The organism is Nostoc sp. ChiVER01, from assembly GCF_034531155.1.
Classification (GTDB): domain Bacteria; phylum Cyanobacteriota; class Cyanobacteriia; order Cyanobacteriales; family Nostocaceae; genus Nostoc.
This window is the reverse complement of the sequence record NZ_JAVRBS010000006.1, coordinates 38,016-53,261: the sequence shown is the minus strand read 5'-3', so window position 1 is coordinate 53,261 and position 15,246 is coordinate 38,016. Positions and strand designations below refer to the sequence as shown.

Genomic DNA, 15,246 nt, shown 5'->3' with positions numbered 1-15,246 from the left:
GCTTATTTGTTTCCTGTAAGCTACTTTCTATGCCCAAAGCTAGAAGCAAATGGCCAATAAGATATTGCTTGGGGATAATATTTTTATGAATAAGCAAATCAATAGCCCCTCTGGAAGACCACGCAGCATTCACGCCAATCAGGCTATTGTGCAAGCGACTTTGGATCTGCTTGCAGAGGTAGGATATGAAAGCATGAGTATAGAAGCGATCGCTTCTCGTGCTGGAGTTGGTAAAACGACTATCTATAGGCGTTACACTTCCAAAGAAGAACTAGTTGCAGACGCGATAGAAAGTTTGAGAGATGATTTAGTGATCCCTGATACTGGCAGGTTTTGGGGAGACATGGATATTTTGATAAATAATGCCGCCAAAAAAATAGATAGTCCCCTTGGTCGTCAGACACTGGCTTTGATAATTAGTACAGCGTCTAGCAATCCTCAGTTTGCAGAGGTTTACTGGACAAAATATACAAAACTCCGACGCGAAGCCTTTTCTAAAGTACTTGAGCGTGCCAAGTCTAGAGGCGAAATTCACAAGGATGCAGACGTAGACTTAATTATTGACCTTGTGAGCGGGTCACTATATTATGCACTGATATTCAAACCCACAACCGAGCCGGTAGAAGCATACATGCGCCGCACAATAAATCTTCTCCTCAAAGGGATTGAGAATGGGAGATGAGGGGGCGGGGGAGGCAGGGGAGGCAGGGGAAGCAGGGGAAGAAGAATTTTCCCCTTTGCACCCTGCCCCCCGCCGCTCTGCCTCTTTTCAATGCCCAATGCCCAATGCCCACTCCCAACTTGTTACCAAAATAACTTTCCATCACAGGTCATAAATGAGATGATGGAGAAATTAGAGAAAAAGGTGAACAATTGTTATTTTTCTCCTTCCGCTTCTGGTTGCAGGATGGCATCACAGTATTGGATGAGGGTTGTCAAGCGATCGCTAATCGTTTGAAGTCTCGTTTGTGCAGTAGATGCTTGCCGCGCTCCTTGCAAAAACATCACATCTATTGCCAACAAGCGCAGTTGCTTGCTCATTTCGGTTTGATAAGATTGCACTCGCCAGTTTTCATCAGCCAAAGGTACAATCTGCTCCCCAAAGAATTGCTGCAACGAGGCTACACGCTGCCGCAGTTCTGGTGCAACAATTTGGGTAGTTGCGGCATCGGAACGTAATTGCTCTAGCAAGGTTACGAGTGCCAAATATTTCTCAGGGTTTAAAGACATCCGGTGCTAGTTAAGATAGTATTAATGTCAAGTAATTTTTCTTCTACAATAAACTTTCTTAAAGACTTATCAGCACTAAAAGCCTCAAATCAGGATTTGGGGCTTTGTTTGCCATCAATGGATTTTCTTTATGAACCTTGAAACTCAAATTGGATGACTACCGGACGCTCCTGCGTCGCTCTAAGCGAATCTATGCCGTTGGCGCAGCCTCTCGTAGAGAAGGCTTTACGCTACGCTATCGGCAATTGGAAAATCATCCTTACATTGGTTTTTTACCCGTCTCTGGGCGACAGCATCTTCTAAGATTGATGCTGCCAGTTTTATTTATCATTCACTTATCTACCAATCCTATACCAACCCAATTGTATGAGCAGTCTAGCTATAAATTCATCAATTGATCTAACCATTCCAGAATGGTTAAAGAAATGTTTGAAGGAGTCATCCACAAGTAGTGGCGCACCGGAAGATGACCGAAAGCACAGTGATGCAGTCTTAATTGGTCGCGCATTTGAATTTGCTTACCAACTGCATCAAGGTCAATATCGCAAATCGGGAGAACCATACATCGCTCATCCCGTTGCTGTAGCCGACTTGCTGCATGATTTTGGAGGCAGTGCTGCTATGATAGCAGCTGGGTTTCTTCATGATGTCGTTGAAGATACAGAAGTAACAAGTCAAGAAATAGAAGAACGTTTTGGCGCAGAAGTGCGGCAATTGGTTGAAGGTGTCACCAAGCTTTCTAAAATTAATTTCACCAGCAAAACCGAAAGTCAAGCCGAAAATTTCCGGCGAATGTTTTTGGCAATGGCGCAAGATATTCGGGTAATTGTAGTGAAATTGGCAGATCGTTTGCATAATATGCGAACTTTACAATATATGTCCGAGGCCAGCCGCCGCCGCAGTGCCCAAGAAACGCGAGATATTTTTGCGCCTTTAGCCAATCGCTTGGGGATTTGGCGAATTAAATGGGAACTGGAAGATTTGGCTTTTAAGTATTTGGAACCGGAAGCTTTCCGTCAAATGCAGGAGCTTGTTTCCGAAAAACGAACGGCGCGAGAAGAGAAATTGGCTAAAGCTACGAAAATGTTGCAAGAACGTTTGCAGCAAGCCGGAATCCGCTTTCAGGATATTAGCGGTCGTCCCAAGCACCTTTATAGCATTTACCAAAAAATGCACCGCCAGCAAAAAGAATTTCATGAAATTTACGATTTGGCGGCGCTGCGGATTATTGTTCAAACTAATGAGGAATGCTATCGGGCGTTGGCGGTGGTTCATGATGCTTTTCGCCCAATTCCTGGGAGATTTAAAGACTACATTGGGCTGCCAAAGCCTAACCGTTATCAGTCGTTACATACTGGGGTGATTGGACTAACTGGCCGTCCTTTAGAGGTGCAAATTCGGACAATCGAAATGCATCATATCGCCGAGTACGGGATTGCCGCCCATTGGAAGTACAAAGAAACGGGAGGTTCTAGTATTAGCCATTTGACAGGGACGGATGACAAGTTTACTTGGCTGCGACAACTGCTTGAATGGCAAACTGATCTTAAGGATGCCCAAGAATATCTTGATAGCATCAAAGATAATCTATTTGAAGATGATGTCTATGTCTTCACCCCTAAGGGAGATGTTGTTCCTTTAAGTCCCGGTTCCACCACTGTAGATTTTGCTTATCGGATTCATACCGAAGTAGGAAACCATTGTTCAGGGGCGCGGGTGAATGGGCGAATGGTATCTTTGTCAACGCGGCTACAAAATGGGGATATTGTAGAAGTTCTTACCCAAAAGAACTGCCATCCGAGTTTGGATTGGTTGAACTTTGTCAGAAGTTCGGCGGCAAAATATCGAATAAAACAATGGTACAAGCGATCGCGCCGGGAAGAAAATGTTGCCCGTGGACGCGAATTGTTAGAAAAGGAACTCGGTAAAACTGGTTTTGATAGCTTGCTGAAATCGGATGCAATGGAGACTGTCGCCCAAAAGTGTAACTACCATAGTGTGGACGATTTACTCGCGGGTTTGGGTTACGGAGAAGTGACATTGAATTTGGTGCTAAATCGTTGGCGAGAAGTGGCGAAAGCACAACAACCAATTTCCACTGTGTCGCCATTTATTCCCAAAGAACCAAGTACATCAAAAGCTTTGCGGGATTCACCTGCGCCTATCTCCCGCGCCAGTGATTCACCAATTATTGGGGTAGAGGGGTTGGTTTATTATTTAGCTGGGTGTTGTACCCCGATTCCTGGCGAACCAATTATTGGTGTGGTGACGCGCGGTAGGGGGATTTCGATTCATCGCCAAGGCTGCAATAATCTGGAAACTGTGGAATATGAGCGCTTAGTACCAGTTAGGTGGAACCCAGCCGCCGAAAATAGTGGTCGTCCGCACACGTATCCTGTAGATGTTCAAATTGAAGCCCTTGACCGCGTAGGGGTGCTAAAGGATATTTTGTCACGGTTGAGTGACCAAGGAATAAATGTCCGCCATGCTCAGGTGAAAACCTGTGCTGGTCAACCTGCATTAATCGACTTAGGAATAGATATACGCGATCGCTCTCAATTAGAGCAAGTGTTTGTCCAAATTAAGAAAATGAGCGACATTTTGAATATCCGCCGCATTGGTCAAATTGACGAGTAGGTGTCCCAATTGGTAAGGTGCGTTAACGCAGTGTAACGCACCAATTTAAGTTGCGATTTCATTTTCAAATTTCCTTGAAATAATCAGCCCCGATCATAGGTGATGGTTTCTAATGGCAAAATTACTGTAAATGTAGACCCTTTTCCTAGCTGTGAATCTACTTTAATTTCACCATCCATTAACTGAACCAATCGAGAGACTATTGCTAAACCTAATCCTGTACCATCAGAACTTTGCACTTGGGGAGCAGTCACTTCCCGAAAATAAGGATTGAAGATTTGTGCTTGAGCATCTAAAGAAATACCAATACCAGTATCAGTAACAGAGATAGCCCATTGCTGTTGAGATACCGTCCAGCACTCCAAATGAATTGAGCCAGATTCTGTGTAGCGAATTGCATTACTCAGCAGATTTGTCAGAATTTGCTGAAGCCGAAGCGGATCTGTAATCACTTGACTTGGAGCGCGTTCGCATTCAACAACTAAGGATAATTCTTTAGCACGCGCTAATGGCTCAACCATTTCTAAAATAAAGTTGATTAAACTAAGCACATCGCTTAGAGTAGGGTGCAATTTCATCTGTCCGGCATCATAGCGCGAAATTTCCAGAGTATCGTTGATTAACCGGACAAGCAGTCTACCACTCTTAAGAACTCGCTCGATACTTTCAAGATTTGCATAGCTGTCTTTGAGTTCTGATTGTTGACGCTGCTGGCGCAAAAATAAGTCTGCGTAACCGATAATTGAGGTGAGGGGGGTTTTCAGTTCATGAGCTAAATGAGAGAGACTATCTTTATTAGCGCGAACCAAACGAGTTAGTTCTTGGTTAGTCAAGCGCAATTGACTTTGGAGTTGTTTAAGCTCTTGTAATCGTCCTTGAGTATAACTGTTAAAGCAACGCGCGATCGCTTCATCAATTACTGTATCAATCAGGCGAACAGCCCTTAACACCTCTTGTGCAGATCCCTGTAATAAATCTTCTTCTAAAAAGGAAAAAATCACAAACCGCAGTAAACGATACTCTCGCGCAATTTCGGCTGGTTCAAATCCCTGTTGGGCGCGGAGTGTGCCGTGTTCTAAACTTGCATCTACTACTGTTTGCAAATCGCTCGTTTCAGATTCAGAAAGTACTGTTGCTAATGCTTTCAAAACGCGGGGTAAGCTATCCCGTACAGCTTTGAAAGTAAGTTCATTAGTAGCTTCAATTTGTTCATCTTGGTAAACAGCTTCTACCCATTGATCAAGAATGGCATCACTTTTTGCAATTAAAGTTTGACTAAAATCCATTTTTTGCCCAACCAAACACAGCGAAGGCTGTTCCAGTATAGCTAAATTAGTACGTTTAATGTCAATTTCGCACCTGATAGAAGATAGAGGTTAGTGAAAAAACAGCTTCTTGCTGAACTAATTACTTTAACTTATTTCATCATAAATGCAAGAGCGATCGCTTAACTAACTAGATTGTGATTACAAACATAGTACGAAATTTCAACACAATTAAAATTGTGAGTGTATTTATATAGATATCTTTTGCAGAGACTCGATTAATCGCGTCTCTTAGTTTTTACGGATATCTCAAAACAACTTTAACTTTTATTCGTTAAATATTCTGAGGTTCTCTAGGTGATACAGCAGCTAAATTGGGTAAGTTATAAAATTATGAAAATTTGATAAAGTATGTCTAAGCTTCTGGTTAGCCAATATCACACAGAAGTAGAAAGAATTATCCAGTATGGCGGTTCACGGAAAGAAACATCGATTCGGGTTGCATTTCAAAACTTAGTCAATGAATATTGCAAACCTAGAGAATTTAGACTTATTCCCGAACTAGATTACAAAACACCTAGCGGCAAACTTGTTTATCCAGATGGCACAAAAATGGCATTTTAGCATTTATCACTAACTCATCATTTATTGACGCTAGGACATTTGATGGTTTTAGAAAAATTGTAACTGATGAGTTTAGTCATATTTACATTATTGATTTGCATGGAGACGTTAGGAAAAATCCTAAAATATCAGGAACTACACATAATGTTTTTGGTATACAAGCTGGTGTTGCTATTATATTGATGGTCAAAAGGGAAAGCAGCAACAGTACACCTTGTAAAATATTCTACAATCGTCGCCCTGATTTTGATACAGCAGAAACTAAATTAAAATTTTTAGCTGAAACTAAATTTACTGATATTCATTTTGAACATCTTACACCAGATAAAAATCATAACTGGATTAACCAGACAGATAATGATTTTGATAATCTTTTACCATTAGTTGATAAAGATGTAAAAGCTGGTAGAACTGGGAAAGCAGTATTTAAGTTATTTACCAGGGGTATAGAGACTACAAGAGACGAATGGGTTTATGATTTTAGTAAACCACATTTAATTCATAAAATAGAATTTTTTATTAAAAAATATAACTTATCCGTTGTTGATGGAGAAATGGATAACTGTATTAAATGGAGTTCGTCATTAGAAAGTTATCTACATACAACGAGAAAACTTACTTTTGATAAAAAATTAATTGAAAAATCTCTGTACCGCCCCTATTTAAAACTTTATCAGTATACAGAAAAGATTTTAAACCATAGATTGACTCAAAATCATTATGAAATGTTTTCCAATAATTTAAAAAGCCAAAATAAAGTTATTGCTTTTTCTGGTATTGCCTCTAATAAATCCTTTCATTGTCTGAGTTCCGATGTATTGATTGGCTTAGATACAATTGAAAAAACTCAATGCCTTCCCCTCTACCGCTACGAAAAAGACGGCAACCGCATCGACAATATCACCGACTGGGGATTATCCCAATTCCAAACCCATTACAACAACTCGACAATTACCAAATTAGATATTTTCCACTACACCTACGCTGTCTTGCACAATCCTGCCTATCGCACCAAATACGAACTCAATTTAAAACGAGAATTTCCCTGCTTACCCTTCTATGATGACTTTCACCAATGGGTTAACTGGGGTAAACAGTTGATGGATTTGCACATCAATTATGAAACTGTCGAACGTTATCCTTTAAAACGAATTGATTTACCTCTCGCTAAAAATAGGATACCAAAGGCAAAACTCAAAGCCGATATAACGAAAGGAACCATTATTTTAGATGATGTCACAACTTTAGAAGGTGTCCCCAAAATTGCTTGGGAATATCGCCTTGGCAACCGTTGTGCTTTAGAATGGATTTTAGATCAATACAAAGAAAAGAAACCTAAAGACCCTACTATTGCTGAAAAATTCAATACATATCGCTTTGCAGATTATAAAGAACAAGTGATTGATTTACTACAAAGAGTTTGCACCGTCAGCGTGGAAACAATGCAGATTATTCAACAGATTGAGGTGTAATCGATTTGTTATTTTTCGGGAACAGACTAATCAATGTGCGTAAAGCCCGATTAACAGCTTCTTCATTAGGAAAATATTCTTGTACATCGGGATCAAGCATCACTGCCCCATCTTCAAGAGTAAAGTGCTGTACAATAGTTGTCTCATCAGCTTGATGAATGGTAACAGTATGTCCACGCCGATAAGCTTGGTAATGCTTTCCACGAACACCATCAGTGAAATCGTACTCTGGAAGCATATCGTTATCCGTGATATCAGGCTGCTCAGAATTAACTTTGTTCATAAACTTTCCGTTCTGCTTTTGTGGCTTGGCGGCAACTGATAATGCGAATATTGGATTGACGTTCTGTATAAACTACAACGAGTAACTCTCCTCGTAAAGAAAGACCAATATCAATGTATCGTTCTTCCTCAATTGAGTGGTCAGGATCAGTAATAGTAATCGAAAACGGGTCATTGAATACAGTTTTTGCTTCCTCAAAGCTAATTCCATGCTTCTTGAGGTTTTCTTTGGCTTTTTTTTCATGCCATTCAAACCCCAATTCCACAGAATTACCCTCACTATGACGAATTTAGCAAGCCTCTCAATAATATTGTACGTTATTTTTGAAAAAGTATATTTTAGTCCATATATTTTAATACTAAAAGTTCCTCCCACCGATGTACCATATACCTGGGTAATGATGGATGATTAATATTGATTAGTGTATCTATAATACCGTGATACCGTTTTTTTGCTCTTTTGTTTGCCATCACTTAGTTTCAAAAGGAGAACATCTTAGATGGCTCGAAATAAAAAGAAATCAGCCGGGTTCAAGTCTGAACATTCACTTAACTCTAGATGCCCTATTTGTTGTATTATCCCGCCCCATATCCTGGAAAATATCGTTGTAAATGGCAACTCCCAGCAGCGTAGTTGGGCTTTTCATACATTAAATATTTCGGCACAGCTTCGTGGACGGAGAGATGTAACAGGTAATGTCTCCTTTGCACCTTCTCCGGGTATAAAGCGGCGCACTATCTACGATGCAAAATATGGCCAGCAACTTCCTGGTACACTAGTGCGTGGTGAGGGAGATCCTCCCAGCAGTGATGAAGCAGTTAATGAAGCCTACGATGCTGCTGGTGCTACTTATGAATTGTTTTATGAGATATTTGATCGCAATTCCATCGACGACAAAGGACTACGCTTAGACTCCACCGTGCATTATGGGGAAAAATATGACAACGCCTTTTGGAACGGTGACCAAATGGTTTATGGTGATGGCGACGGAGAAATGTTTCAATGCTTCACCAAGTCAATAGATGTTATTGGGCATGAACTAGTTCATGGTATAACCCAGCATGAAGCGGGTTTACAGTATTATGGCGAACCTGGGGCACTGAATGAATCGTTTTCTGATGTCTTCGGTTCCCTAGTAAAACAAAAGAGCAAAAATCAGACTGCACAAGAGGCAGATTGGCTGATTGGCGAAGGTCTGTTGATACCCACAGTTAAAGGTGTTGCCCTGCGATCGCTAAAAGCACCAGGAACAGCATACAATGACCCATTATTGGGTAAAGATCCGCAACCAGCCCATATAAAAGATAAATATACTGGTACTGATGATAACGGCGGGGTGCATATCAACTCAGGAATTCCTAACCATGCCTTTTATCTAGCGGCTGTTGAGATTGGTGGTTATGCTTGGGAAACAGTAGGCAAAATCTGGTATATTGCTTTACGCGATCGCTTAAATGCCAAAGCAGATTTTAAAAAAGCTGCCGACGTCACCATTAAAGTTGCAGGCGAAGTCTACGGTAATGACAGTGATGAGCAAAAAGCTGTACAGAATGCTTGGCAAAATGTAGGAGTTGTTTAGAATTAGGAGTTTTATTTTAACTTCTAACTTTTAGATGTACTATTTGTTATTGCTAAACCGGGAGGTGAAAACTATCATCTCCCAGTACTTGTATTTTCCCAACCAGGTAGCACAATGGAGAGCAGAAAAATGCAGATATCCTTTGAACGCACAGGCGGCTTTGCTGGGATTACTAAGAAAACAAGCGTTGATACAAATACTCTCCCGCCAAATGAAGCCAGCACACTTGTCCGACTGGTGGAAGTTGCTGATTTATTTAGGCTACCTGAACATATTACCTCGCCAAATCCTCAGAGCGATCGCTTTCAGTATAAGTTAACAGTAGAAGATAACGGCAAGCAGCATACAGTGATTGTTAGTGAGGCAGCATTGCCAGGAACTTTAAGACCCCTGATTGAATGGTTACAAACCATAGCATAGAAAAGGTAATTTGCTAAATTAACAATTTAATTTTTGGAGGAAAATCCAGCCAACACAATATAAAATTGAATGCCTAAAGAAAAGCATATAACTAGGAGAATGCGAAGTCGTGGGCGAAGAAAATATAAACTTTAATTCCGCAGAAGAAAACCAAACTGATGATTTTTTGCACGTAGCATCTGTAAAAGAGGATTGGGGTGGAGATGGCAGAGGGCGCATGAATTTATCAGGAAGACACACAGCGATCTCGAAAGAGTATGTACCTCGCCAATACCAATTCTTTGATACAAATACCCTACCAGAAGAACACGGTTGGCGAGTCAGTGGAATGCCAGAGAATGTAGTAGCTGGAAGCCGTCGATTACTTACTTGGCATGACAGTGGTGCATCAACCTCAAGAGTTGTAATACCACGGCAATTTGAAGCACCGTCTGGCTTTTTTACTTCTGATTTAGAGATTTTCATGCTTAGGGGTGCAATCCAAGTAGGAGAGTGGCGATTAAGCAAGCATGGCTACTCCTTTATCCCTGCAGGAGTAAGAGTAGGCCCTTGGAAAGTACTAGGTGATGAGGAAGCGGAAATCCTCTGGATGGAAAACGGTTCTCTCAAGTATAAATATGCACTAAATAATCATCCAGATGCTAAGTTAAGTGGCTTCATCCCAGCATTAGATAGCAAATTGCTACCGTGGGGCAATACAGATACAGTTCAATTTGTACAAGCAAATAAGAAGTGGCTAAGGAAGAATAGTAACGGAGGTGGAGTCTGGCTGCTTGCTATCTTGCCACATTATGATGGTAAGTCCCCAATGATTCAATGTTATAACGAGGAAGGGTATTGCCTAGCTGGATACTGTGATATTGGAGATCACCGATTTGTAAAAGATTATTTTGCTTATGGCCCTAGTTTTATGACCTCTCCTTGGCATAGAACAGATGATGGCGGTTTGTTCTTTGTCAGAGTTGATAGAGATTTATCACAAGTTGGAACAGTCTTGTCATATCCATACTAATTAACATATAGTTTGTAACCAGCAAGGTTTCTATGTGGGCATTCTAGAAGGTCTTTTTAAATACCGCCCAATAGGTGAACCTATAACCTGTCCATTGTTGTAAATCAAATTTCCGCGCAAAAAAGTACTTTTTACCCTTCCAGTTAACTCCACTCCTTCAAAAGGTGTGTAACCTTGTTGTGACTCCGACTCAGCAGCGCATACTACAAAGCTTTCATTGGAATTTACCAGCACCAAGTCAGCATCATAGCCAATTGCAATATCGCCTTTTTCTAACAAACCAAAACGCCGCGATGGGTTCCAAGATAACAACTTAGCCATCTGGTTGTAAGACATCCCCCGCTTGCTACCTTCACTAAATACACCAGAAAGTAAATATTCTGTCCCGCCAAAACCAGACTTCGCTAACCAAATATTATTCGGGTCTTTAGCACTTCTTTTTTGTTCAGCAGAACAGCAAGCGTGGTCGCTAACTATCCAATCTACTTGATTGTTGAGTACTGCTTGCCATAAGTATTCCACATCAGCACGGGGACGAATAGGAGGGTTGACTTTTGCCCAAATTGTATTGGGAGTATCGACATCTAATAGTAAATGTCCGATAGTAACTTCTCGCCGAAAATTGATATGAGGAAAAGCAGTTTGCATAGTCAAAGCTGCTTCCATTGCTTTACGCGAACTCAGGTGCAGCAAATTGATATTTGCACAGTTAGTCTCATGCGCCAAATAAGAAGCAATGCAAATTGCTAACCCTTCGGAATGAGGTGGACGTGCTGCACTGTAAGCGTGTAATCCGCTAAGACTAGAATCGTTTTCAACTATTTTGGTGTAGGCGTTGAGAATTTCTGCAACTTCGCAATGCAAACTCAAGCTGATAATATCTCGCGCTTCTGGATGTGCTTCCATCAAGCGAGTTAGACCACGCATAATAAATTCAAAATGGGCGAAATCGTACCGTTCCTCTTTATTAATCATCAAAAAGAGGTTTTGCTGGTCTGACAAACCATGCAACCCATATCCGCCATAAAACATGAAGATTTTAAACGAAGAAACACCGTGTTCTTCAAATAATAAAGGTATTTCGTCAATATGCTGGCTAGCTATAGGTGCGATGTGATATCTGTAATCTACAAAAAAATTACCTGCGGATAACGCCAAGACCTCTGGAAAAAAATCGCGGTAGGAGCCGCCTTTGTTAAGATAATACTGCCCTGTACGGATATAATTTAAGCTGGTTGTCACACCTCCCATTGCTGCTGCTTTGCTTTCAGTTACAGCATCTTTATCCAAAGGTTGATAGATACCGATGTGCATGTGGGCATCTACGACCCCAGGAAAGCCTAGTAGGTTTTTGCCATCAAATACCTCTTTACCTGTGTCTGGGCTAATATTAGAGGCAATCTGAGCAAACTTTCCATCCTTAATGCCTAAATCAAGTAGTTCGATTGCATCCTGATGGGGACGAACTACCCGCACATTTTTGATAATTTTATCTAATACGGGAGTTTCAGACACAGTAGACCTCACACTAAAATGAGTTTAGTCAGGAATTCCAACATCGAATTGGGACGAAGACCAAATTTCATCATTATATAACGGTTTTTTATGAAATCATCTTCAGGAGAAAAGACAATGGAAAGGTTTAATGAATATCATATAGACCCAAAAGAATTTGCTTTCCTCAAAAGTTTTGAAGATAACTGGCAAGTGATTAGAGATGAGTTTATATGTTTTTTTAAGAATGCATCTGATGACGAGTTAAAGTCAACTTATGATATTTTGGGGCCTAAAAGTCAAACAATTAAAACCAAAGGTGATGCAAAATACAGTGCTTTTGGGATTTTATTTCAAGGTATGTTTATTGATAAATATATTCAAGCGCATCAAATACAATATCCTGACTATGGCCCAGATGACGCATCACAAAAAGCACTTATATTAAGAGAAAAATATTTTCCGAGTTTGGCTAAAGTAATAGAAAAAGTCAACTTTAGCGATGAAGGAATCATCAGAAATGTGTATTTTGGAACATTCCATCCAGGCTTAGATATCAAACTGCATGTAAACTATAATCCTCACATGAATCGTGGCTATTTAGGATTAATCGTCCCAAAGGGAGATGTGGCTATGAAAATATGCCATGAGCAACTTTATTGGCATGAAGGAAAATTCCTGGTTTTAGATCACAGTTATCCACATTGTCCACACAATTACACTAATTATGATAGAACCGTCTTGGTTGTAGATTTTTTTAAACCCGATAAACCTAGAGATGAAGTTATCCGATTTGAAAAAGAGCAAGTTACGCAACGTATGCAAGATAATCCTTACAGCTTAGGTGTTTTTAGTAAAAGCGATAAAGCTAAAGAAGAAGATTTTATCAAGTATGGTTTAGCTCATCAATTAGAGTGGGATAAAGCTTTATAAGCTTAGTATAATGCACCTTAGATTTTTAATGGTGCGTTATACTTTCAACTAAAACTCCCTCATTTATATTTAAATAAGATGAGTAAATGAACGCAAAAACTTATAAAAAGTTAATAGCAAAACAACTTAATCAAGATTTTAAATCTGCCATTGAAATTGTAGAAGTTCCTATTTCTAAACCTGCGTCTAGTGAACTTTTAATTCAAAACAAATTTGCTGGCGTTAACGGTGGCTTTGACACCTTACTTTGTCGTGGTGGAGTTCCCTATGTTAACTTGATTCCTCCCTTTGACTTGGGCGTGGAAGCTGTGGGAAAAGTTGTTGCTGTAGGTGAAAATGTTAAAGATTTTCAAATAGGTGATGCTGTAATAACTACGGTGCGTGGTGGCGGTTATCGAGAATATCAGCTTATCGATGCAAACTTAGCGGTGAAGGTGCGGGAAGCAACGCCAGAGGTGCTAACACTAATACCTACAGGTATATCAGCTTTGGTTGCATTGGAACAAGTGGGAGAGATGAAAAGTAATGAAGTCGTTCTAGTAACAGCAGCAGCAGGAGGAACCGGTCATATTGCGGTGCAATTGGCAAAGTTAGCCGGGAATCATGTCATTGGTACTTGCAGTTCTGAGGCGAAGGCAGATTTATTAAAGGAATTAGGGTGCGATCGCATTATCAACTATCGCACAGAAAACCTCAATCAAGTTCTCAAACAAGAATACCCCAATGGGATTAATCTAATTTTTGAGTGTGTAGGCAAAGCAGTATTTGATACTTGTGTTGAAAACTTGGCAGTGCGCGGACGTTTAGTAGCGGTTGGTTTTATTTCTGAATACGCAAATAATGTAGAGCAAATTATACAATCACGCATTTATCACCAGCTATTTTGGAAAGCTGCTTCTGTGAGAGGTTTTCTGATGCCTCATTATAAAGAATATATGTTAGAGACACGCGATCGCCTTTTAAACCTGTTCTACACAGACAAACTTAAAGTTGCCGTTGACCCAACACAGTTTCAAGGCATAGAATCTATACCCGACGCTGTAGAATATCTTCTCAGTGGTCAGAATTGTGGCAAAGTGGTGGTGAGGTTTTAAGTAACATGGTATTAGTTTATATCCGGTCGGGGGTGAGAATGACACAAAATTCAGAAAATACTTTAAAAGTTGCTCAACAGGCATTTGAGAATCTAACGCATGGTATGGCAACAGGAGAGTGGGAACCATTTTTAGATATGCTCACAGAAGATTTTACCCTTTGGTTCCCAATGGGAAAATTCCACGGTTTGAATGTGGGAAAAGAGAGAGCTAGAGAATTTTTCCAATACGTTTCTGAATCATTCAGTCCTGGGTTGAACCTGACTAGTCTAGACCGTGTTACTAGCAATGAAACAACGGCTGTCTTTGAGTTTCGGGATGAAGGACTTTTGTTTGGACAGCCTTACAAAAATCGGGTAGCAGTTTCTTTTGATGTGCGTGGAGAAAAAATTTGCAGCTATAGGGAATACTTTGGCAGTGACAGTAAATCATATTAAATAATTCGTAATTATGAATTATTTAATAGACTCTTCTTAGTTACTCTCAGGGTTTAGTTCGCTGATTTCTCGGCATTTAGCCTCTGCGGCTTGATATGCTGCTAGATAGTCTTGACCACCCAACATTACATCACCGTAATATTCATAAGGTGGATCGCCATAGATTGGCAATGGATCATCTTCTGGATAATCTTCTTTAGATTCTTCAATGATGGCTTTCAGTTTTTTAACACTCAGCCTTTGTGCTGCAAAATACCAAAGTTCTTGAGGATTTTTGTTTAGGTACGGTAATGTAGGATCGACAATACGGACATCGGAACCGTTGCCTACCTCAATCCAACCGTGTTCAATCGGTCTGTATGGTTTCCCTGCAAAAGCTAAAAATCCCTGAATATATCTTGCTCCCTCAGTGGATAATGCTGCTTTATAAGCATTATCAAACGGAGTGCTAGCTCTGCTGTTTATACTTTCAGCAATTTTGATTGACAGCGTTTCATCCAGTAATTTGTTCATCAATAGCAAGGATTAGAGCAGCCGTAAAAATATATTACCACTGCTGCTTACAATTTTGCTTGGGCATCTGCATTCACTAATCACAAATGACTAACTCTACTTTGTATTAATACTTTTAAGTGAATATGAGTATCATCAACTATTAGAATGATATTTTTGTTAAAATTCATACTTGCATATTAGACTTCTTGCATAAGTCGGGAAAAGGGGAAGGTGGGGCCCCCTCTGGGGATAAGGGGCGGGGGGAAGGGGA

Annotated in this window: 17 protein-coding genes; 11 read left to right on the top strand and 6 right to left on the bottom strand. The window is 40.3% G+C overall.

All coding sequences use genetic code 11. The features are described 5' to 3' along the window. Positions 1-85 precede the first annotated feature (85 nt). Entirely contained in the window at positions 86-682 is a 597-nt protein-coding gene (locus RMY00_RS10240; protein ID WP_322647437.1) for a TetR/AcrR family transcriptional regulator, read from the top strand. A gap of 194 nt (positions 683-876) precedes the next feature. Here the strand turns inward: RMY00_RS10240 and patD are convergent, their stop codons facing one another. Next, the gene (patD, locus tag RMY00_RS10235) at positions 877-1,230 is read right to left on the bottom strand and encodes a heterocyst frequency control protein PatD (protein ID WP_322647436.1); all 354 of its coding nucleotides are present in this window, start codon (positions 1,228-1,230) and stop codon (positions 877-879) included. Positions 1,231-1,367: 137 nt separating this feature from the next. On the opposite strand from patD, the gene RMY00_RS10230 reads away from it, so the two are divergent. Next, positions 1,368-1,628, top strand: coding sequence for a hypothetical protein (locus RMY00_RS10230; RefSeq protein ID WP_322647435.1), 261 nt, complete (start codon positions 1,368-1,370; stop codon positions 1,626-1,628). Continuing rightward, positions 1,597-3,867, top strand: coding sequence for a bifunctional (p)ppGpp synthetase/guanosine-3',5'-bis(diphosphate) 3'-pyrophosphohydrolase (locus tag RMY00_RS10225; protein WP_322647434.1), 2,271 nt, complete (start codon positions 1,597-1,599; stop codon positions 3,865-3,867). The genes RMY00_RS10230 and RMY00_RS10225 overlap by 32 nt, the downstream gene beginning before the upstream one ends. An 83-nt stretch (positions 3,868-3,950) precedes the next feature. On the opposite strand, the gene RMY00_RS10220 is transcribed toward RMY00_RS10225, so the two are convergent. Continuing rightward, positions 3,951-5,153, bottom strand: a complete 1,203-nt coding sequence (locus RMY00_RS10220) for a HAMP domain-containing sensor histidine kinase (RefSeq protein WP_322647433.1) — start codon at positions 5,151-5,153, stop codon at positions 3,951-3,953. A 390-nt stretch (positions 5,154-5,543) separates the two neighbouring features. On the opposite strand from RMY00_RS10220, the gene RMY00_RS10215 reads away from it, so the two are divergent. Together RMY00_RS10215 and RMY00_RS10210 are read left to right on the top strand one after the other, a co-directional pair. Next, complete coding sequence (locus RMY00_RS10215) at positions 5,544-5,756, top strand: hypothetical protein (RefSeq protein ID WP_322647432.1); 213 nt, start codon at positions 5,544-5,546, stop codon at positions 5,754-5,756. 182 nt (positions 5,757-5,938) lie between these two features. After that, on the top strand, positions 5,939-7,228 hold the full coding sequence (locus RMY00_RS10210; protein ID WP_322647431.1) for a type ISP restriction/modification enzyme: 1,290 nt from the start codon (positions 5,939-5,941) through the stop codon (positions 7,226-7,228). On the opposite strand, the gene RMY00_RS10205 is transcribed toward RMY00_RS10210, so the two are convergent. Together RMY00_RS10205 and RMY00_RS10200 are read right to left on the bottom strand one after the other, a co-directional pair. Next, entirely contained in the window at positions 7,206-7,511 is a 306-nt protein-coding gene (locus RMY00_RS10205) for a hypothetical protein (protein ID WP_322647430.1), read from the bottom strand. The two genes, RMY00_RS10210 and RMY00_RS10205, sit on opposite strands and share 23 nt — an antisense overlap. Further along, positions 7,498-7,776 carry a BrnT family toxin gene (locus RMY00_RS10200; protein ID WP_416212060.1) on the bottom strand — a complete coding sequence of 93 codons (279 nt, stop codon included), beginning with the start codon at positions 7,774-7,776 and terminating at the stop codon, positions 7,498-7,500. Before RMY00_RS10200 ends, RMY00_RS10205 begins: the two co-directional genes overlap by 14 nt. A gap of 234 nt (positions 7,777-8,010) precedes the next feature. Between RMY00_RS10200 and RMY00_RS10195 the strand changes: the two genes are divergently transcribed. The 3 genes from RMY00_RS10195 to RMY00_RS10185 all read left to right on the top strand — a co-directional run bounded on the left by RMY00_RS10195 (position 8,011) and on the right by RMY00_RS10185 (position 10,522). Then, on the top strand, positions 8,011-9,090 hold the full coding sequence (locus RMY00_RS10195) for a M4 family metallopeptidase (RefSeq protein ID WP_322647429.1): 1,080 nt from the start codon (positions 8,011-8,013) through the stop codon (positions 9,088-9,090). A gap of 129 nt (positions 9,091-9,219) precedes the next feature. After that, positions 9,220-9,510, top strand: a complete 291-nt coding sequence (locus RMY00_RS10190; protein ID WP_322647428.1) for a protealysin inhibitor emfourin — start codon at positions 9,220-9,222, stop codon at positions 9,508-9,510. A 109-nt stretch (positions 9,511-9,619) separates the two neighbouring features. After that, entirely contained in the window at positions 9,620-10,522 is a 903-nt protein-coding gene (locus RMY00_RS10185; protein WP_322647427.1) for a DUF4437 domain-containing protein, read from the top strand. Between the two features lie 30 nt (positions 10,523-10,552). On the opposite strand, the gene RMY00_RS10180 is transcribed toward RMY00_RS10185, so the two are convergent. Continuing rightward, positions 10,553-12,037: an amidohydrolase family protein gene (locus RMY00_RS10180; protein WP_322647426.1), complete on the bottom strand. Its 1,485-nt coding sequence runs from the start codon at positions 12,035-12,037 to the stop codon at positions 10,553-10,555. Between the two features lie 117 nt (positions 12,038-12,154). On the opposite strand from RMY00_RS10180, the gene RMY00_RS10175 reads away from it, so the two are divergent. From RMY00_RS10175 to RMY00_RS10165, 3 genes are all read left to right on the top strand, one after another. Continuing rightward, positions 12,155-12,949 (top strand): aspartyl/asparaginyl beta-hydroxylase domain-containing protein, encoded by a 795-nt coding sequence (locus RMY00_RS10175; RefSeq protein ID WP_322647621.1) that lies wholly within the window; start codon positions 12,155-12,157, stop codon positions 12,947-12,949. An 86-nt stretch (positions 12,950-13,035) separates the two neighbouring features. After that, positions 13,036-14,043, top strand: coding sequence for a zinc-binding dehydrogenase (locus RMY00_RS10170; protein WP_322647425.1), 1,008 nt, complete (start codon positions 13,036-13,038; stop codon positions 14,041-14,043). Between the two features lie 38 nt (positions 14,044-14,081). Then, positions 14,082-14,480, top strand: coding sequence for a nuclear transport factor 2 family protein (locus RMY00_RS10165; protein ID WP_322647424.1), 399 nt, complete (start codon positions 14,082-14,084; stop codon positions 14,478-14,480). Between the two features lie 36 nt (positions 14,481-14,516). Here the strand turns inward: RMY00_RS10165 and RMY00_RS10160 are convergent, their stop codons facing one another. Then, positions 14,517-14,993 (bottom strand): hypothetical protein, encoded by a 477-nt coding sequence (locus RMY00_RS10160; protein WP_322647423.1) that lies wholly within the window; start codon positions 14,991-14,993, stop codon positions 14,517-14,519. Between the last annotated feature and the right edge of the window lie 253 nt (positions 14,994-15,246).